Genomic DNA, 18,777 nt, shown 5'->3' with positions numbered 1-18,777 from the left:
ATTAGGAAACTACCAAGAAAAAATATCACTAATTCAGTATACCAAAAATACAAATAAAATAAAGAAAAAAATAATAGATAGTAATGATATTCATGAACTTAACCTTGTCCAAATCCTTTCAACTGATAATTTCAGTCAATCATCCCTTCTAGATATTGGCATAATTCGTTTCCAAGGTTCGGGATATCGCTCAAATCCTTCCCCCATAGATATTGATTACTTAACGTTGCCGCTACCAATTGTCTAAGCGGGATTTCTTCCCTCTCATAACGAAGCCATTGTTCCCTGAAAAATTCAATTGTCTTTATATCATCTTTAACGACATAGACTTTACCCGCAAAGCTTTTACCAATATAACTCCCCTTGGTTTCGTTAACTCTATAAAATCGGATCAGGCCCGAAAAACCTCTTACGATACAGTCGGGCAGCCTGCCTTTCGCCTTATGATATTCCTCCAAGGTAGGCAGGAGACGAGCCTTGAACTTCGAAATACTGTTCAGCGAAATATCGGCCAGGAGGTGATGTACAAAAGGATTCTTAAATCGCTCAAGAACACTTTCCCCATATTGCATCATCTCATTTTGATCAAAAGGTAATGAAGGAATTATTTCCTTTTCGATGGCTTTGCTCAGAAATTGGTTGAAATCCGGATGATCGATTGCCTGTTTTACTTCTTCCAATCCAGATAAAATGCCTAAAGGAGCCAACAAGGTATGTGAACCATTAAGTATCCGTACCTTCCTCATTTGATAAGGTGTCAAATCTTTTACCCAATGCACATTCAATCCGGATTGTTGTAAAGGAAGACGTTGATCAATACAAGGGTCACCTTCAATAGCCCATAAATGGTAGGGTTCTGCCGTATTTAGCAGAGTATCCTTATATCCCAATGCCGCAAATAGGTTTTCCGACTCATTGGCCGGGAATCCTGTAACGATACGGTCTACAAGCGAGTTTAGGAAGAGGTTGTCCCGGTCGACCCACTCAATGAATGACTTTGGTAAATCCCAATCCCTGCTATGCTTAAGAACATATTGCTTCAATGTATCACCATTTCTCTCTAAAAGCTCACATGGAAGCATGATCAGTCCTTTTTTCGCATCCCCGTTGAAATGCAGATAACGATGATACAATAAAGCAGTCAGCTTTCCTGGAAAAGATTCAATCGGCTTTCCTTCTTCCAAAGGAATCGGCTGGTATTTGAGCCCTGCTTCAGTCGTGTTGGAAACTACAAATTCCAATTCAGGATTTTCTGATAGTGCTAAAAATTCCATCCATTCTTCATATGGATCAATTACCTTTGAAAAAACGGAAATGATCTCTGTATGTTCCACTTTCCCGCCTTGGTGAAAACCACGTAACATTAATGTATACAGTCCATCTTGCCGCTTTACTTCCTCTATTTTCCCTTTACCGGCGGGGCGGGGCTGGGTAACTGCAATACTTCCCATGAAATGACCTTGTTTATTACATTCATGAATCATCCAATCAAAGAAGCCTCGAAGAAAATTCCCCTCCCCAATCTGCAATACTTTTATGGGAAGTTCCATCATATGTGAATATTGGACAGCGTTTGTATCTTTACTCAGACGCTTCAGTTGACTTTTATTTATGTTCATGATCAAGGAACTCCTTTCTAATAGAAATATCCAATTCGGTTATGGTTGCCTTATGACAGCATACCTAATGCTCATATTTCGACAATGGCCTTGATCACTTTAGCTTCAGGAGTCAACCAACCTTCAAACTGATTGATCATTTCATCCAAATGTGTGCGGTGTGTAATATACTGGCTCATATCCAACAAATCATTTTTCAGCGTATTCACGACATAATCAAAGTCATCCCTTGTTGCATTACGGCTTCCCATTAATGTAAGCTCTTTACTGTGGAATTCAGGATCATTAAAGGAAATATCCGCTTTAACTAAACCTACATAAATCAATCTTCCGCCGTGAGCAGGATATTTAAATGAATCCATCATTGATTTTGCATTACCTGTCGCATCAAATACCACGCTTGGCATATCTCCATTCGTCAATTGGGCTAATTTCTCCATTGGATTCTCCAAAACGTTCAAAGTATAATCGGCATTTGCCCATTTGCCAGCAAATGCAAGGCGTTCATCATTTACATCCATTGCGATTACCTTCGCACCCTGGTCTTTAGCGAATGCCATGACTCCCAAGCCAATTGGTCCAGCACCAATTACAAGTGCAAATTCCCCTTTATGAATAGCAGCGCGCCTAACTGCGTGAGCCCCGATACTTAAAGGCTCTATCATTGCGGATTGGTCAAGTGTGAGACCCTCGGTTTTCACCAAATGATTATAAGGAACCGTAATCCACTCACTCATGCCGCCTTCAGCATGTACACCCAACACTTTCATATCCGTACAGCAGTTCGTTTTCCCACTTCTGCAAGCCAGGCATTCTCCACATTCCATATAGGGGATTATCGATACTTGATCCCCGACATTAAGCCCAGATTCATTTTCCGGCATCGACTCAATATAACCGGATAATTCATGGCCAAGTATTCGAGGATAGCTAAAAAAGGGTTGATTGCCTCCATAGGCATGAATATCTGTACCGCATATACCTATGCGCCGCACACGAATCAAAGCTTCCCCTGAGTTTGGTACGGGTTTTTCCGACTGTATCATCTTAAATTCAAAAGGTTGTTCACAAACGATACTTTTCACTGATTAACACTCCTTTTAATAACTTGATAGAAATTGTGTATGTATTAGAGAATGACTCCTTCTTTAAAGATGCTTATCTCCCTATATCCGAATTTTTCATTATTCGTTTTCTTTTTACCGGATGAAAGCTCAAGAATGTAGTGGAATAAATCGTCCTTTAATTCATCGATCTTTTGACCTTCTATCAATCGCCCGGCATTATAATCAATCCAGTGCTTTTTACGATCGGCTAAATCCGAATTCGTAGCTATTTTTACAGTTGGCACCGGTCCCCCAAATGGCGTTCCTCTTCCCGTAGTGAATAGAACGATATGTGCGCCGGCTGCTGCCAAAGCCGTCACCGAAATCAGGTCATTTCCAGGAGAATTGATTAAATTCAAACCATGCTTCACCACTCGTTGTCCATATGGGCTTACATCCACTACAGTGGCATGGCCACCTTTTTGCGTGCATCCAAGTGATTTTTCCTCCAGTGTACTTATGCCGCCCTCCTTGTTTCCAGGTGAAGGGTTTTCATAAATTTCCTGATCATGGCGAATGAAATACTGTTTGAAATCATTAATAAGGCCAACGATTTTCTTAAAGGTTTCTTCATCCCTTGCCCTGTTCATCAATATTGTTTCCGCTCCAAACATCTCAGGAACCTCTGTCAATATCGTGGTCCCGCCATTTTCTACTATTAAGTCGGAAACCGCACCAACCAATGGATTAGCGGTAATGCCTGAAAAACCATCGGAACCCCCGCACTTCAAGCCTATTTTCAACTTTGAAACCGGTACGGTCTGGCGTACGAACCCTTCCGCATATTCCACTAATTCCCCCATTAAACGTAAGCCGCTCTCCAATTCATCTTGAACCTCCTGGGCTTTTAAAAATTTAATCCGATTAGGAGGAAATTCGCCTATGGCTTCTTTAAATGATTCGATTTGATTGTTCTCACACCCTAATCCTACAACTAAAACCCCTGCTGCATTTGGATGTTGAGCCAAGGCTGCCAATAGTTTCCGCGTATGGGTCAAATCATCTCCCAATTGAGAACAACCGTAGGGATGGGAAAAGTGATGAACCCCATCGATTTGACGATCTTTAAACTGCTCATTGCCCATTTCAGCGAGAAGTTCACATGTTTTATTGATGCAACCTACCGTATTGATGATCCAGATTTCATTCCGGATACCCACTTCCCCATTTTCACGGATATATCCTTGGAAGGTATGATTCTGACTTGGCTCTTTTGTATCTTGAATGCTAGGTTGATAGGAATAATTCAATATACCATGTAAACCGGATGTTAGATTATGGGTGTGAACCCAATCGCCAATGGAGATATCTTCTTTAGCTTTTCCGATCGAGTAGCCAAATTTGATTACGTCCTCCCCTCTTTTAACCGGTTTCACTAACATCTTATGCCCTTTAGGAATGTCGTCATTTGCCTTGATATGAATCATTCCCCTGTCTTCTGTTTGAATCTGGAGGCTCTGTCCTTTATGAATCCCCTCCAAGGAAATAACAACGTCATCATTTGAATGCGATTGAACAAATTTATTCATTTTGTCCCTCCTTATCATGAGTAAGACGTTCAGAACCAAACGTCACTCCATTCCGAAAGCCCTTTCATTTTTTTCTTGAATTTTTTATTTTTTAAATCTATTTTAATTTTAACATCAATTTATGTAATATAAATTGCGTATTTTGCTATAAATATACTTATTCTTGTTGTATTATACTTTCAGGAGATGAACAAATGAAAAAAATCCATAATGCATTAAACCATGATTTACTTTTCCCATTTTCTTTTGTCTATCAAGATACGAAAAGTCCCCAGAATGAATTGTCCGATCATATGCATGACTATTATGAAATTGTTTATGTTTATAATGGTAAAGGGACCTTTTTTATCGGTGATGTGTTTTATGATATGCAGCAAGGGGATGTATTCCTGATCCCGAATAATACCATTCATAGGGCATTACCGAATAAGGACGACCCTGTCACCTCCACCATTATCTTTTTCAGTCCCACATTAATATATAAAGATGTGGTTGATGATTCTTTTTCATATTTACATTTGTTTGATCTTACAAAAAAGAGTAAGAATTATAAAATATCATTGCCGCAAAAGAAACAAATAAAGATGGAGGAACAGCTACAGCTCATCCTGCAAGAAACAACTAGCCAATCAATGGGCTCGAGGCATGCTTGTATGCTGATCGTTCACCAGATCATACTTGATCTATACCGTACCCGGATAAATGGCAAAGAAGATTTATCCGAGGGCAGCTATAGTTCAGAATGGATCAAAGATATTTTAATCTATATCAATGAACATATTGATGAACCATTAACACTGACGGCACTTGCACAAAAAGCTTTGGTCAGTCCCGCTCACTTCAGCAGGGTTTTTAAGGAAACGACTGGAATTGGCTTAATCGTGTATCTAAACACGAAAAGAATCATCAAGGCAAAGGAACTTTTGCTGGAAACGAATCACACCATTGCCCATATTGCTGAAATGTGTGGTTTTGAAAGCATGCCCCAATTTTATCGTACCTTTAAGAAATACAATGAAAAGACACCAGCTACATTTCGAAAAGAAAATCGGATCCGCTAGGCATGCCTATTAAACATAAAAAATGGAAGTGTCTTCCCTTTGGGAGACACTTCCATTCTAACAATCTATTACGCAGGCTTTACTATCGGTCGTACAAAACGGATGACTGCTAGCGACGCAACGATGGCCAATCCACCAGCAAGCAAGAATGCAACTGTGTATGTGCCTGAGGAATCGACAATGTATCCTGTTAACGTCGGTCCGATGATTCCTGCTGTATTTGCCAAGAAATGCATAAAACCTCCAACAGATCCAACATTACCAGGGTCTACGACATCGTTGACGATTGCCCAGTAAATGGCACCAGTCAAATATAGGAAGAAGACGGAAAGTGCTACAAGCGTTACCGCACTGAACGTCGTGGATACAAGTCCGGCAAAACCGATACATACTGCCGATAAGAACAAACATGTTACAAGCACCAGTTTACGTGAGAATAAAACACCCTTTTGAGCGAATTTTTTAAAGAAGAAATCCGACACGAATCCACCCAAAGCAAGTCCGATGAATCCAAAAATCCAAGGAATCACTGTAATGATACTCATATTTTCCACACTTAGGCCGCGTGCATCCACCAAATAGCTTGGGAACCAAGTTAAGAAAAAGAAGAGAATATAGTTGTAGGAAAAAAAGGCTAGAGCTGTAAATAAAACCGTTTTTTGTTTTAAATAAAAGGTGAACTTCACCTTTTCTTCCGATGTTGCCGCTACATAAGATTTTCCTGTATGTTTCTGTTCCTTTGACTCTTCTGGTTTTTCTTTAACGAACTTCCACCAGCAAACCGCCCATATAAGACCAATCACCATTATAGCAATGAAAGAAACTCTCCATCCATATGAGATGGCAATGAATCCAACTATCGGACCTGCGATGGCGCCACCAAGCGGCGTCCCGCTATTCGTCAAACCAACGACAGATGCCCGTTGATTTGCCGGGAACCAGTTATTGACCATTTTATTGATGGTTGCCGAAAGAGGGCCTTCGCCCATCCCAAACAGGATGCGGATGACTATCATACTGGCAAAACCGACAGCCAGCACAAGTGCACCGCTGAATAAAGACCAAACGATCATCGCCACGAAAAGTGTAAGCTTTGCACCCCATTTATCGGACGCCATGCCTCCAAGGAAGTTAAATACGGCATAACCAACTGAAAAGCTACTAAAGATAATTCCCATCTGTGTTGCTGTTAAGGATAAATCATCTTGGATGAACGGAGCTGCAATGGACAGTGCAGATCGGTCCAGATAATTTATTACCCCTGCCAAGAACAAGAAAACGATAACCATTCCTCTACCATTTGAAAACATAAAGTACCCCCCTATACGTTTCTGTAAATGCAGCAGCATTTTTGGAAACGTTTCCATTTAATAACCAAGAGTAAAGCCTATATGAGCTAACTAAATCGGTTTAGAATCCCCGTAAAAAAAGCGCTTTCTTTTTCACAGGAATTCTTACATCCGGTTCTAGCAAGAATTCCTTGAAAGCAAAGTCGGTTTCAAGCGATGGACGCTTGTATCCTCTTTTCCTGTTTTATTGATTTGACTAAGCAGTAACTCTGCTGCCAAGTTGGCCATTTCAATGGCTGGCTGATTAACCGTTGTGATGGTCGGTGTATAGAAACTTGCATACGGAACATCATCGATTCCTATGACTGCTATGTCATCAGGTATATTGATTTCGTGTTGTTTCATATAACGCAATACTTCATTAAGTACGATATCATTACCTGCCAATATGGCTTGAGGCGGCTTTTCCAATTCGAAAAATTCTGAAAGTGCAACCGGAATTTCATCTGCATTCACTGTTTTTATATAATCAGAATTGAATGGTATCCCATGTGACGCGAGCGAATCCTTGTAACCTTGGATCCGTTCGATTCGAGGACTGATATCGCGTATTATTGAAGTCGTTATGATTGCAATGTTTTCAAAACCCTTTTCAATAAACCGATCGATCGCTAACTTGGAAGCAAGATGATTATCGAGCATGACTGTAGCGATATCCAATTCTTCGATCGTCCTATCCATGAAAACAATCGGGAATTGATCACTCTTCATACGTTGATATAAATCAAGATTGTCCCCTGTGGGGAAAATGATGATCCCATCCACTTGTTTAGCTCTTAGCATTTCAATATAATTCTTTTCCTTTTCAGGATTGTCATCTGCATTGCATACGATAATGTGGAACCCTTGTTCATAAAAGTAGTTTTCTATAGCTCTAATAACTTGCGTTGAAAACGTGTGAAGGATATTGGCAACCACTACCCCAACGGTAAAAGTGGATTTTTGTTTTAAACTGCGCGCTATTATATTAGGCTGATAGTTTAACTCTTCTATTGTTTCTTCAATTTTTTTCCTTGTTTTTTCACTCATATATTCATAGCGTTTGTTCAGGTATTGGGAAACTGTGCTTTTTGATACTTTCGCGTGATTGGCGACATCAGTAATTGTAATGGTTTTCATTTCATTCATTCCTGTCGTGTGATTTCAATTCTCTGCCTAATACCAAAATGGCTTATATATAAGGAATATTCTATTATAATAAGTAAAGCTTTACAATCACCTTCTGATGCAGAAAAAAGACAATTTCCCAACCCGTGGAGCTAATTTAATCACGTTAACTTGTTCGCCTTTTTATTGGACCTGGCTTCAGACGCCCGAGTATGCCATGAAGCCCCCATCGACCGGTACCGTAATTCCTGTGACAAAGCCCGAATAGGATTCATCAACGAGCCAAAGCAAGGTACCAAGTAAATCTTCAGGCTGCCCGAAACGCTTCATGGGTGTTGAAGTAATGATTTTATCAGACCTTGCCGTCAGGCTGCCATCTTCATTAAGCAAAAGATTCCGATTTTGCTTCGTCAAAAAGAATCCTGGAGCAATGGCATTCACCCGTAAACCTTCCTCGGCAAAATGAACAGCCATCCACATGGTAAAATTATTTATCGAAGCTTTGGCGGCACTATATGCTGGTACTTTAGTCATTGGAGCGTAGGCGCTCATGGAAGATACATTTACGATAACTGGTGCTTCCACTTGCAATAATTCTTTTCCAAAAACCTGACTTGCCAAAAATGTACCGGTGAAATTACTGGCAAAAACTTGGGAGAAACCATCTTCATCCAGATCAAAAAATGATTTTCCTTCTGCTTCTTCCCCATATTTCTCTGGAGCTGTAATGGCATCAGGATGATTGCCGCCCGCTCCATTTATTAATAGATCCACTCTTCCGAATGTTTCTATTATTTTCCCTCTCGCATCCTCCAATGAGGTTCTATTCAAAACATCTGCCGCGATTGATATCGCAGTCCCCCCTGCTTGTTCAATGAGTTCGACCACTTCTTGACCTTTTTCTGCCGTTCTGTTCAATATAGCTATCTTGACACCATGACGGGCCAATTCAACAGCCATTTTGGAACATAAAACACCGCTGCCACCAGTGATCACTGCCACCCTGTTCGTTAAGTTTTCATGGATGGGAATCATGATTCCCCACCTGATTTACCAGCTTCATATGCATCCCATAATCCGAGCAAATACATGATTCCCAATGCTCGGTCATATAAACCGTAACCTGGGCGGCAATCTTCACCCCATATATGGCGGCCATGATCCGGTCTGACATAACCAGTATAATTTTGCTTATTCAATTCTTCCACGACGCCCTGTATATTGATGGATCCATCCTGGGTATGATGGGATGTTTCCACAAAGTCGCCATTTTCATAAATCTTCACATTTCTTATATGGGAGAAAGGCGAACGGTTTGCATACTTTTTAGCCACCTGGACCATATCATTTTCAGGGTTTGCCCCCATCGAGCCTGTACACATGGTAAACGCATTCGATGGTGAATCCGAAATCGAGATCAGTTTTTCATAGCTCGACTCTCCGGTGATGATTCTTGGAAGGCCAAAAATGGACCATGGCGGATCATCCGGATGAATAGCCATTTTAATGCCGCAAGCCTCGGCAACAGGTAATATTTCTTTTAGGAATATTTCAAGATTCGCCCATAGTTGCTCTTCGTCCACAGTTTTGTAAGCTTCGAATAATTCAGAGATTTGATCCATCTTTTCTGGTTCCCAACCTGGTAAAGTTAAATCTGAGGCTTCCGTTACCGTACGAATTAAATCTTGTGGATCTAACGTATCCACTTTCGCCTTTTCATAAAACAGGGCAGTTGAGCCATCTTCCAAAGGATGGAACATTTCAGTACGAGTCCAATCAAAGATCGGCATGAAGTTATAACAAATGACTTTCACTCCAGCTTCCGAAAGATTCCGGATCGTCTCTTTGTATTTCTCTATATATATCATGCGATCTTCGTTACCCAATTTAATCGATTCATGGACATTTACACTTTCTACGACATCCGTGTGAAAACCAAATGATTGGATATACTCGATTTCTTTTTTAATTTCTTCCTTTTCCCATACCTCGCCAACAGGTTTTTGGTGTAGTGCCCAGACAATCCCTTTCACTCCGGGAATCTGTTTAATGTGCTCCAATGTAACAGTATCATTGTCTTTCCCGTACCATCTAAATGTAATGTTCATCATGCACCTCCATCATTCCGCAATTTTCTGCATGTATTTTCTGCTTAATTCCACTGCGGCCTCAAAGCCGCCATTCTGATAGGCTTTATTCAAGTCACTGCCGATCCCGATTGCTACCGCGCCTGCATTAAGCCAGTCCTTCATGTTCTCTAAATTAATTCCGCCGGTTGGCATGATCCTTACATTGGGCAGTGGACCATTAACCGACTTGATGAAAGAAGGTTCGAAATGGTTTGCCGGAAATAACTTTAAAACATCACAACCTGCTTCCAATGATGTAGCCATTTCTCTAATTGTCATGCATCCGGGCATATAGGGAATGCCGTATCGATTACAAAGTTCGGCTACGCCATTGACAAAATAGGGACTGACGATAAAATTGGCGCCAGCTAAAATCGCATGTCGTGCCGTTTCAGAATCAAGTACGGAGCCTGCCCCTAAGAGTGCTTCCGTATTTTGCAGTTCTTTGAAAGCTTCTTCAATTCCCTGTGTTGTATAAGTCAATTCGATTGCCTGAACACCGCCTTCCACAGCTGCTTTAGAAAGCTGTACCGCCTCTTTTGCATCCTGTCCCCGGATAACAGCTACAACTTTCGTTTCCGTTATTTGATGTATGATTGAGTGTTTATCCATGATCCCTACCCCCTTAATTAAAAGCGATGATCGCTTTTCGAACTTGTTCGGGATGATTTTCAACAAAATTAAATGCTTCCTGGATATCATCGAGCGAAAATGTATGGGTAACTAAACCTTCATGTCTGAGTTTGCCTTCATTCAAAAGTTTTACCACTTTTGGAAACTGGTCGGTTTGCAATCTAGAGCCTTTCACAGATACTTCCTTTTTAGTGATTGGCAGCTGGGAAACCGCTGAAGGGCGTTCATCAAAACCGAGTACGACAATCCGCCCCGCCGTTGACACGACATCGAAGGACAATTCAAATGTCATCGGCAAGCACACTGCATCAATGACGACGTTGGCCCCTTCGCCATTCGTCCATTCTTCCACTCGTTTTTGAACATCTTCCTTTCCCGCATGGACGGTGATATCAGCGCCGCTTTCTTTAGCGAATTCCAAACGCTCATCACTTAAATCCGTGATCATCACTGATGCTCCTTGAAGCTTTGCCATCTTTAATATGCAAATTCCAATAGGCCCAGCTCCCTGGATTAGCACGGTTTCCCCTTCATCCACTTCGCCTCTCCAAACGGCCTGTGCGCCGATTGTGTATGGCTCCGCCAATACTATTTCATCCCAAGCTAAAGCGGAATCCACAACATGTAATTGTTTCTCGGGAAGGACGAACCATTCCCTCAACCCACCATCTTCATGCACACCAAAAACGGAAAGTTTTCCACAAACATTTTGGCGACCTTTACGGCAGGCGTAACACTCCCCGCAATAACTGATGGGCTCAATAACAACGTGGTCCCCAACTTTTATGCCCGAAACGCCTTGACCTATCTCCACAACTTCTCCCGCTACTTCATGCCCAACGACCCGCGGCAGCGTAGCAAGAGGATTGGTACCATGGTAAATATGCATATCCGATCCGCAAATCCCGACTCTTTTTACTTTTACAAGGACATCCGTCGAGTTCGAAATGCGTGGTTTTTCCACTTCTTGAATGATAAGTTCATGAGCTTTCCGTACTTGAACCGCTTTCATTTCTCCACCTGCTTTGTAAGAAATTCGTAAACACTTGATGCTATCGTAATACCTTGTTTCATGTTTTTTTCTTCATTGATTTGTTCAATCTCTCCCGGTACATATACGCGATCGAACCCTGGAGCAGGTTCAACCTGTTGCAGTTCTTCGATCATTCGATCCATTTGCTCTAAGAATATATCTGAATCCGTAAAGAACGAAGGATTAATTACACAAAAATAATGTCCAAGCTTCCGTTTCTTATCAAGATCTTCATACATTTTCCCAATGTGCGGGCCAAATGCCGCACCGGCCAATAATCCAGAAAACACATCTACAATTACGGATAAACCATAGCCTTTCGGGCCTCCGAAAGTGGAAAGGGAAACGACTTTATTCGGATCTGTGACATTAGCTCCATTTTCATCCACTCCCCATCCTTCAGGGATTTCCTTTCCTTCCTCTCGTGCCTGGAGGATTTTCCCCAGTGCAACATTGGATGTTGCCATATCAAGGATAAAGGGTTTCTTCGTTTTGGCAGGAACTCCGTAAGCGATTGGATTGGTGCCAAGAAATGATGTTTTTCCCCCGAACGGGACCACAATTTTATCGGTATGTGACATTGCGATTCCAATCAACTTTGCATCTGCGGCTTTTTGAACGAAATAGCTTAGTGCTCCGCAATGGCTGCTATTAAAAACAGTCACCATGCCCACGCCATTATCTCTAGCCATTTCGATCGCATGGTCCATGGCCACGTCACCTATCACATGACCAAATCCATCATCTCCATCAACCACACCGGTAACGGGCCCTGTCTTTTGGAAGGAAATCTGTGCATCGGGATTTATGCCTCCTGCCAGTAACCGGTTCACATAATGCTCTGTTCGTAAAACGCCATGAGAATTGACATTTCTGAGATCTGCATGAACCAATACTTCCGCGATTTTCCCGGCATTTTCTTCATTTAAACCCACTTTGGTCAGCTGTTGTATGACTAATCGTTTTGCTTCCTCGGCTTGAATCGTTACTGTTGCCATTTCCTTCCCTCGTTTCTTTCAGTCATCTATCTTTCTATAACGGCCTCATTCTGTATGAAAGGCATTACTTCATCCAAATATGGTAATCCTTCATTGTCCCCTGCAACAGTTGTGACAAGAGCTCCTACACCATTTGCGAATGTCAATCTTTCATCAATGGATAAGCCATGAAGATATCCGTAAATATAACCGGCATCATAACCATCTCCCGCTCCAACAGTGTCCAGGGGCATAACAGGGAAGGCTTCTTTTTCATGCCATTCATTTTTGGTATGAAGTTTTGAACCATGTTTCCCGTCCTTGATGACAAGCTGATCAATATCATTCACCTTCGCGAATTTTGCCAAAGATTCTTTAGAGTCAGTCCCGATGATCAACCTTATTTCATCTAAACCTGTAAGCAAAATATCAATATATGGAAAAATATCATAATAAACTGATCTTGCTTCCTCGATGGACCATAGCTTTAAGCGAATATTCGGATCAAAAGAAACAGGTATATTTTTTTGTTTTGCAATGTCCATTACCCTCTTGGCAATATCCACATTTTTGGGATCTATAGCCAAAAATACTCCAGTAAGGTGGACTATATCAATCTCTTCAAACATCTTTTCTGTTATATCTTCCGGTTTTAAAGTTAAAATGGGAGATTGATAGCGGTAATAAAATGTCTTTCCGGAACCATCTTCCCGGATTTCTTTAAAGTTAAGGGATGTTGGATATCCATTTACAAAGGCAACATCACTCATGTCCACGCCTTCCCCACGAGCGAAATTATAGATAACTCTGCCGAACTCGTCCTTGCCTAAACGGCTTATCCATTTTGCCCGCATGCCTAGCCTTGCACAGCCAATTGCAAAATTCAGTTCAGCGCCTCCTACTTTTCGCTCAAAACGGGTTACGAATCTTAAAGGTCCTGTTTCTTCCGGATTTAGCGTAATCATGGCGTCGCCCAGCGTTAAAACACCATATTTTGATGACAATACAGTACCTCCTTCTTTCGAACAATCACAAATAAAAAGAAAAACATTTGATCATATCACTTTCATTATGCTTCATTGCTAAATCGATTTAGTTAATTACTAAACCGGTTTGGTAAATCATAAGGAAATTGTAAATGAAAACCCTACCAAAAACAATAGAAAAGTTTGATAATTTGTAATTTTATTTTTATTTGAATATATTTCAGCTAAATTCATGATAAAAACCCATATTAAGGTAAAGTGGAAGGGGGTATTTCTTTCCTATTTTTTAATGATTTAGAGTTTCTGGTTTTTCATCCTCGGGCTTTCAATCAAATTTTACTCTTTGCTATTAATTTAGTGAAAGTTGTATAATATATCAATTGTTAAATAAGTTTGAAAGGTTGTTTGGAATGAGTTTTTTGAAAATATACATCTTACTTACCGGAATAATGATCACGTGGGGGTTAAATGTCTCAGTTATTAAAATTTTAGTTGCGCATACGCAGCCCGTAACAATCACTTCTTTGAGAATTTTCACTGCTTCTCTTATCGTCATTATTATTCTTTTCTTCTTTGGATTAATACGTCTTCCTAAAAAAAGTGAACTTCTTTACGTTTTTGGAGGAGCACTTTTGAGTGTCGTTTTTCATCATTATTTTTTAGCTGAGGGATTGACGAAGACTTCCGCCTCAAATGCTGGACTGATTTTGGGCATGGGGCCAATATTGACTGTCATCTTGACCATGATATTCTTTCGTAAAAAGCCCACTTTAATCCGGCTTCTTGGCTTTATATGCGGTGCGCTAGGCGTGAGTTTTACCGTTATGGCAGGAAGTGGAGGACTTCATTCTATTAATCTGGGAGATGTGGATATTTTACTTTCCATTCTTTCACAGGCACTGAGTTTCATACTCATTAATAAAGCCTCAAAAACTATGGATCCACGATTACTAACCGGCTACATGATGCTTATCGGGTCTTTTATTCTTTTTGCCATCAGCTTATGGAAGGAACCAGAGGGCTTATCTTCACTGGCAACGGCACCGCCATCCATCTGGGGAGCTTTTTTGTTCTCTGCTATTTTTGCCACTGCCCTCGGGCACATGAGCTATAATTATGCCATTGGTAAGGTAGGCGCAGCCGAATCATCGATATTTCTTAACTTAAACACCTTATTCTCTTTGTTAGGGGCAGCATTTTTCCTTAATGAAGCCATAGTTCCTGCACATTTCATTGGACTTATATTCATTGTTTCAGGAGTATTGCTTGGCTCCGGTGCAATAGAAATATGGATTCTTCAACGGAAAAATAAACGCATATCTGCCTAACGGCTACAGCAAAACCTGGTTTTCGTGCTTTATAAAAATAGAGACCCTATGACACTACCATCCCTTTTAAAAATGGCTTAGCAGTGTCATAGGGTCTTATTATTTATTGTTCATCCTCTCTCCATCTACAGATAATAATTAACCTTGAAACATACTTGCAGAATAATAATTGGGGATTCATACCCGTTACAATATACCCGGAAATTTGCATGGACATGTCCATTGAAGTGTGCCCATTAAGACAAGCCTTTTTGTCAGTTGTGGCCCTTTTCTTTCTGAGAAACCTCCTTGAAGACATATTGTCTACTTAATATTGGTTTTGATGAATCAATAAAAATAAAAGAGACTGTCCATGGGTTACAGACAGCCTGAGATTTCAGTCAGCTTATAAAGTAAATCAATTAGCCCAGAGCGCAAACAAGCCTTCTGTTACACCCAATTTGTATATATAATAAAGTCCGAATGAAAAACTTATAGCTCCCGCCAGTTTGATGAAGATTCGGTTTAAAACGATGTCCTTTCCATTCAAAGCAAACGGTATGCCTAGTAAAGTTGTAAAGCACAGCATGCCAATAATTGTGCCCGCGCCAAATATAATTATATAGATGGATCCTTCGCCTATACCGGTTACGGTCGACATCGTTAAAATGACCATTGCGGCACTGCCTGCGAGACCATGGACGAACCCAATTAAAGCAGACACCAAAAAAGGACGAAATCTATCTTTGTCGTTCGTGATATTAGGGCGAGCTTTAAATAAGCTTTTCGCCCCTAGCATAACAAGCATAATGCCAACACCGAATTCCAGCGTCATGCTTAACGACTCTGGAATTTCCCCTTTCATCCAAATAAACAGCATACCTATAAGAAACAGCGTACATGTATGGCCTATTCCCCAATACACCCCCGTTAGAGTGGAACGCGATAATTTTTTCGTATTTCCTGCCGTGGTTGCTACCGCAATAACATGATCCGGCTCTAATGAATGCTTTATCCCCAATAGGAATCCAAATGTAAGAATCGACACCAAACTCATTTCTCTACCACCCCCCCGAGACACTTCCATACTTCTTCATACACCTTTTTAAGAGGTATATTGTTCTGTACGGCAATTTTACGGCAATCTTCATATTCCGGTGCCTGCTGCAAGGTCAATCCCTCATGGATCCCTCTCTTCATCGTCACTTCCCCCCATTGAGTATTCACATTGAAAAAAGAGCGCTCAAGCCGGTGCACGGTAAGAGGATAGTAGCGTATACCGAGAGTCGTCGTTTCAGCAAATAATATCTTCTTCATTTTCGAAATCACCTGCTGTGAACAGAGAAGTTGCAATAACACCCCCGGTCGATTTTTTTTCATAAAGATTGGTGTATAAAATACATCATTTGCTCCTGATTCAAACAACAAATCCATTACATGACCAAGCCATTCACCGGAAATATCATCTAGATTCACTTCCATTTTTACCATTTGTTCATCAAGATGCTCATGATCAGGTGGGCGCTTCATTGGATCTCCCCTATAATAATGCGTAGGACGTTCGGATGATTTTCGAATGTTTTTGTTCCCGCACCATAGCCAATCGATTCGACGGTCATGGGTGGAAGCGAGCCGAAATTTTCAGCTAAAACCGCAGCGATGGCCGCACCGGTCGGCGTTGCTAATTCAGAACGAATATCGTTTGAGGCAATCGGTACCCCCTTTAATATTTCAAGAGTGGCAGGTGCAGGAACAGGATATATGCCGTGATCAATATGTATATGTCCAGATCCCGTGGGAATGGCTGATGACTGAACTGATTCAATACCTAGCTGATCGATTAAAATTGCAGCCCCGATTATATCTATTATTGAGTCTACCGCTCCTACCTCGTGAAAGTGAACTTTATCAAGAGGAAGCCCGTGTATGTGCCCTTCCGCTTCACCAATCTTCTTAAAAATGGCGAGTGACATGTTTGTTACGGATTCATTAAAGTTCGCCTCATTGATAGCTTCTACAATTTGTTTGTAGGTCCGGCTGCCATGATGATTGTGAGGTACATGGCTATGGTTGTGTTCATGTCCATGACTGTGGCTGTGTCCATGACTGTTTTCATGTCCATGGCTGTGGCTGTGTTCATGTGTTTGCTCTGATTTACTGGTAAGAATGACATCAAATTTAGTACTCGTAATGCCATTTTTGACGACCTTCCCCCATGACAGATTATATTCTTCATCTATGTTCAGCTTTTTTAACTCTTCTTCCATTTGTACAGGGTCTGCGCCTGCATCAATCAACGCGCCAATAACCATATCTCCGCTTATGCCGGAAAAGCAGTCAAAATATAAAGTCCTCATCACAATTGACCTCCTTTTTATGTACAAGTTTGTATATAATCGCTGCATTGTAGGCTGCACCAAATCCATTATCTATGTTCACAACACTTACACCCGATGCGCATGAATTTAGCATCGATAAAAGTGCCGATAAACCGTTAAAATTAGCACCGTAACCAATACTTGTCGGCACAGCAATAATTGGATTCGTGACAAGGCCTCCTAACACACTTGGAAGTGCCCCTTCCATCCCCGCGACACAAACTGATACGGTAGCCCCTCGTATCTCGTCAATATTATCAAGGAGGCGGTGCAGACCAGCAACACCTACATCGTATATACGCCTGACTGGAATACCTAGAGTTTCGGCCGTCACGGCAGCTTCTTCAGCAACGGACAAATCCGATGTCCCGGCGCACACAATTGCAATATATGAACCAACTGATTTCGGCTTTTCTTTAACCCAAGCAAGTGTCCGTGCCATATCGTTGTACTCAAAATCACTACATTCTTTTTGTACAAATACTGCTTTTTCCCGAGAAATACGAGTCACAAGCACAGAATCATTCCTTGTTCGCAGTGATTGTACAATCGTTAAGATTTGTTCAGCTGTTTTCCCTTCTCCAAACACAATTTCGGGAAAGCCTTGTCTCCTTTTACGATGATGATCGATTTTTACAAACCCTAAATTTTCATAGGATGCAAGTTTTCCCTTCGCTTCCGCAACTGTCAATGAACCCTTTTGAACCTGCTCCAAAATATCGTCAATCATAACATTTCTTCCTTTTTAAGCGCCATATTCATACTTCCGCTTGTATAGCCCGTGAGATCCATTGATACATACTTATAACCAAATTGCTTCAGCCGTTTCGTGATCGCCACATGGTATTGAAGCACTCGCGGCATATCAGCGGGTTCAACTTCAATTCGGGCAGTATCCTCATTCGTCCTGACTCTTACCTGATGAATATCCAGTGATTTTATGTACGCCTCTGATTTATCCACTTTGGTCAATTTTTCCTTCGTAATGATATCGCCATATGCTATTCGTGAGGATAGGCAAGCAAATGAAGGTTTATCCCAGGTTGGCAAACCGGCTTGCTTGGACAATACTCTTATTTCTTCTTTGAATAAATCGGCTTCTAGAAGAGGTCCCCTGATTCCTTTTTCTTTAGCTGCTTTCATGCCTGGACGAAATTCATTAGCATCATCAGCGATAACTCCATAAATAATATTATTAAATTCATATTCTTCAAGAATAGGGAGCAGGTGGTCAAATAAACTACTTTTACAAAAGTAACAGCGATTCTGATTGTTTTCTTTATATCCAGGAATGGCCAACTCCGAAGTTTGAATGACACGATGGTTGGCACCAATCCATTTTGTTAGCATAATGGCTTCTTTCAACTCACTCGACGGATAGGTTTCCGAATCTGCTGTAATGGCTAACACATTATCATAACCCAGAGTATCAATAGCGACTTTTAGCAAAAACGTGCTATCCACCCCTCCTGAAAAAGCGACCACAACCGACTCCATTTTTTGGAGAATACCCTGCAGATTACTGTACTTTTCTAGTAACATAGCTCTTTTCCCCTTTCTGGT

Annotated in this window: 18 protein-coding genes; 2 read left to right on the top strand and 16 right to left on the bottom strand. The window is 41.1% G+C overall.

The features are described from left to right. Positions 1-131: 131 nt before the first annotated feature. From ACIQZD_RS18700 to ACIQZD_RS18690, 3 genes are all read right to left on the bottom strand, one after another. Positions 132-1,619 carry a tagaturonate reductase gene (locus ACIQZD_RS18700; RefSeq protein ID WP_402905296.1) on the bottom strand — a complete coding sequence of 496 codons (1,488 nt, stop codon included), beginning with the start codon at positions 1,617-1,619 and terminating at the stop codon, positions 132-134. A 71-nt stretch (positions 1,620-1,690) separates the two neighbouring features. Continuing rightward, the gene (locus tag ACIQZD_RS18695) at positions 1,691-2,704 is read right to left on the bottom strand and encodes a zinc-binding alcohol dehydrogenase family protein (protein ID WP_402905294.1); all 1,014 of its coding nucleotides are present in this window, start codon (positions 2,702-2,704) and stop codon (positions 1,691-1,693) included. A 44-nt stretch (positions 2,705-2,748) separates the two neighbouring features. Beyond that, a complete protein-coding gene (locus tag ACIQZD_RS18690; protein WP_402905292.1) occupies positions 2,749-4,254 on the bottom strand; it encodes a UxaA family hydrolase in 1,506 nt (501 codons plus the stop codon). 194 nt (positions 4,255-4,448) lie between these two features. Here ACIQZD_RS18690 and ACIQZD_RS18685 point away from each other — a divergent pair, with 194 nt between their 5' ends. Beyond that, complete coding sequence (locus tag ACIQZD_RS18685; RefSeq protein WP_402905290.1) at positions 4,449-5,315, top strand: helix-turn-helix domain-containing protein; 867 nt, start codon at positions 4,449-4,451, stop codon at positions 5,313-5,315. A 68-nt stretch (positions 5,316-5,383) separates the two neighbouring features. Here the strand turns inward: ACIQZD_RS18685 and ACIQZD_RS18680 are convergent, their stop codons facing one another. From ACIQZD_RS18680 to ACIQZD_RS18645, 8 genes are all read right to left on the bottom strand, one after another. Then, on the bottom strand, positions 5,384-6,625 hold the full coding sequence (locus ACIQZD_RS18680; protein ID WP_402905288.1) for an MFS transporter: 1,242 nt from the start codon (positions 6,623-6,625) through the stop codon (positions 5,384-5,386). 156 nt (positions 6,626-6,781) lie between these two features. Then, positions 6,782-7,783, bottom strand: coding sequence for a LacI family DNA-binding transcriptional regulator (locus ACIQZD_RS18675; RefSeq protein WP_402905286.1), 1,002 nt, complete (start codon positions 7,781-7,783; stop codon positions 6,782-6,784). Between the two features lie 186 nt (positions 7,784-7,969). Beyond that, the gene (locus tag ACIQZD_RS18670; RefSeq protein WP_402905284.1) at positions 7,970-8,806 is read right to left on the bottom strand and encodes an SDR family oxidoreductase; all 837 of its coding nucleotides are present in this window, start codon (positions 8,804-8,806) and stop codon (positions 7,970-7,972) included. Next, positions 8,803-9,879, bottom strand: coding sequence for a mannonate dehydratase (uxuA, locus tag ACIQZD_RS18665; protein ID WP_402905282.1), 1,077 nt, complete (start codon positions 9,877-9,879; stop codon positions 8,803-8,805). The genes ACIQZD_RS18670 and uxuA overlap by 4 nt, the downstream gene beginning before the upstream one ends. A gap of 12 nt (positions 9,880-9,891) precedes the next feature. Further along, a complete protein-coding gene (locus tag ACIQZD_RS18660; RefSeq protein ID WP_402905280.1) occupies positions 9,892-10,512 on the bottom strand; it encodes a bifunctional 2-keto-4-hydroxyglutarate aldolase/2-keto-3-deoxy-6-phosphogluconate aldolase in 621 nt (206 codons plus the stop codon). Positions 10,513-10,525: 13 nt separating this feature from the next. After that, positions 10,526-11,545 (bottom strand): zinc-binding alcohol dehydrogenase family protein, encoded by a 1,020-nt coding sequence (locus ACIQZD_RS18655; protein ID WP_402905278.1) that lies wholly within the window; start codon positions 11,543-11,545, stop codon positions 10,526-10,528. Beyond that, the gene (allD, locus tag ACIQZD_RS18650; RefSeq protein ID WP_402905276.1) at positions 11,542-12,564 is read right to left on the bottom strand and encodes an ureidoglycolate dehydrogenase; all 1,023 of its coding nucleotides are present in this window, start codon (positions 12,562-12,564) and stop codon (positions 11,542-11,544) included. The genes ACIQZD_RS18655 and allD overlap by 4 nt, the downstream gene beginning before the upstream one ends. A 26-nt stretch (positions 12,565-12,590) precedes the next feature. Next, the gene (locus ACIQZD_RS18645; RefSeq protein WP_402905274.1) at positions 12,591-13,547 is read right to left on the bottom strand and encodes a sugar kinase; all 957 of its coding nucleotides are present in this window, start codon (positions 13,545-13,547) and stop codon (positions 12,591-12,593) included. 392 nt (positions 13,548-13,939) lie between these two features. Here ACIQZD_RS18645 and ACIQZD_RS18640 point away from each other — a divergent pair, with 392 nt between their 5' ends. Beyond that, the gene (locus ACIQZD_RS18640) at positions 13,940-14,857 is read left to right on the top strand and encodes a DMT family transporter (RefSeq protein ID WP_101225455.1); all 918 of its coding nucleotides are present in this window, start codon (positions 13,940-13,942) and stop codon (positions 14,855-14,857) included. Positions 14,858-15,254: 397 nt separating this feature from the next. Here ACIQZD_RS18640 and ACIQZD_RS18635 read toward each other — a convergent pair whose 3' ends face one another. From ACIQZD_RS18635 to larE, 5 genes are read right to left on the bottom strand one after another with little or no spacing between them, the layout of a single operon-like run. Continuing rightward, on the bottom strand, positions 15,255-15,893 hold the full coding sequence (locus tag ACIQZD_RS18635; RefSeq protein WP_402905271.1) for an urease accessory protein UreH: 639 nt from the start codon (positions 15,891-15,893) through the stop codon (positions 15,255-15,257). Then, the gene (larC2, locus tag ACIQZD_RS18630) at positions 15,890-16,366 is read right to left on the bottom strand and encodes a nickel pincer cofactor biosynthesis protein LarC2 (protein WP_402905270.1); all 477 of its coding nucleotides are present in this window, start codon (positions 16,364-16,366) and stop codon (positions 15,890-15,892) included. The genes ACIQZD_RS18635 and larC2 overlap by 4 nt, the downstream gene beginning before the upstream one ends. After that, positions 16,363-17,193, bottom strand: a complete 831-nt coding sequence (larC, locus tag ACIQZD_RS18625; RefSeq protein WP_402905268.1) for a nickel pincer cofactor biosynthesis protein LarC — start codon at positions 17,191-17,193, stop codon at positions 16,363-16,365. Before larC ends, larC2 begins: the two co-directional genes overlap by 4 nt. Beyond that, positions 17,174-17,944, bottom strand: a complete 771-nt coding sequence (larB, locus tag ACIQZD_RS18620) for a nickel pincer cofactor biosynthesis protein LarB (RefSeq protein ID WP_402905266.1) — start codon at positions 17,942-17,944, stop codon at positions 17,174-17,176. Before larB ends, larC begins: the two co-directional genes overlap by 20 nt. After that, positions 17,941-18,756, bottom strand: a complete 816-nt coding sequence (larE, locus tag ACIQZD_RS18615; RefSeq protein ID WP_402905264.1) for an ATP-dependent sacrificial sulfur transferase LarE — start codon at positions 18,754-18,756, stop codon at positions 17,941-17,943. The genes larB and larE overlap by 4 nt, the downstream gene beginning before the upstream one ends. Positions 18,757-18,777 lie beyond the last annotated feature (21 nt).

This window comes from Peribacillus sp. NPDC096447 (genome assembly GCF_044762725.1).
GTDB lineage: Bacteria > Bacillota > Bacilli > Bacillales > DSM-1321 > Peribacillus.
This window is presented reverse-complemented; position numbering and strand designations above follow the sequence as displayed.

What these genes read in the sequence shown, in the direction of transcription:
- ACIQZD_RS18690 (WP_402905292.1), bottom strand. Translation starts at nt 4,254, where the DNA reads ATGAATAAATTTGTTCAATCGCATTCAAATGATGACGTTGTTATTTCC.
- larB (WP_402905266.1), bottom strand. Translation starts at nt 17,944, where the DNA reads ATGATTGACGATATTTTGGAGCAGGTTCAAAAGGGTTCATTGACAGTT.
- allD (WP_402905276.1), bottom strand. Translation starts at nt 12,564, where the DNA reads ATGGCAACAGTAACGATTCAAGCCGAGGAAGCAAAACGATTAGTCATA.
- larE (WP_402905264.1), bottom strand. Translation starts at nt 18,756, where the DNA reads ATGTTACTAGAAAAGTACAGTAATCTGCAGGGTATTCTCCAAAAAATG.
- uxuA (WP_402905282.1), bottom strand. Translation starts at nt 9,879, where the DNA reads ATGAACATTACATTTAGATGGTACGGGAAAGACAATGATACTGTTACA.
- ACIQZD_RS18685 (WP_402905290.1), top strand. Translation starts at nt 4,449, where the DNA reads ATGAAAAAAATCCATAATGCATTAAACCATGATTTACTTTTCCCATTT.
- ACIQZD_RS18700 (WP_402905296.1), bottom strand. Translation starts at nt 1,619, where the DNA reads ATGAACATAAATAAAAGTCAACTGAAGCGTCTGAGTAAAGATACAAAC.
- larC (WP_402905268.1), bottom strand. Translation starts at nt 17,193, where the DNA reads ATGAGGACTTTATATTTTGACTGCTTTTCCGGCATAAGCGGAGATATG.
- ACIQZD_RS18655 (WP_402905278.1), bottom strand. Translation starts at nt 11,545, where the DNA reads ATGAAAGCGGTTCAAGTACGGAAAGCTCATGAACTTATCATTCAAGAA.
- ACIQZD_RS18675 (WP_402905286.1), bottom strand. Translation starts at nt 7,783, where the DNA reads ATGAAAACCATTACAATTACTGATGTCGCCAATCACGCGAAAGTATCA.
- ACIQZD_RS18640 (WP_101225455.1), top strand. Translation starts at nt 13,940, where the DNA reads ATGAGTTTTTTGAAAATATACATCTTACTTACCGGAATAATGATCACG.
- ACIQZD_RS18635 (WP_402905271.1), bottom strand. Translation starts at nt 15,893, where the DNA reads ATGAGTTTGGTGTCGATTCTTACATTTGGATTCCTATTGGGGATAAAG.
- ACIQZD_RS18670 (WP_402905284.1), bottom strand. Translation starts at nt 8,806, where the DNA reads ATGATTCCCATCCATGAAAACTTAACGAACAGGGTGGCAGTGATCACT.
- larC2 (WP_402905270.1), bottom strand. Translation starts at nt 16,366, where the DNA reads ATGAAGCGCCCACCTGATCATGAGCATCTTGATGAACAAATGGTAAAA.
- ACIQZD_RS18660 (WP_402905280.1), bottom strand. Translation starts at nt 10,512, where the DNA reads ATGGATAAACACTCAATCATACATCAAATAACGGAAACGAAAGTTGTA.
- ACIQZD_RS18680 (WP_402905288.1), bottom strand. Translation starts at nt 6,625, where the DNA reads ATGTTTTCAAATGGTAGAGGAATGGTTATCGTTTTCTTGTTCTTGGCA.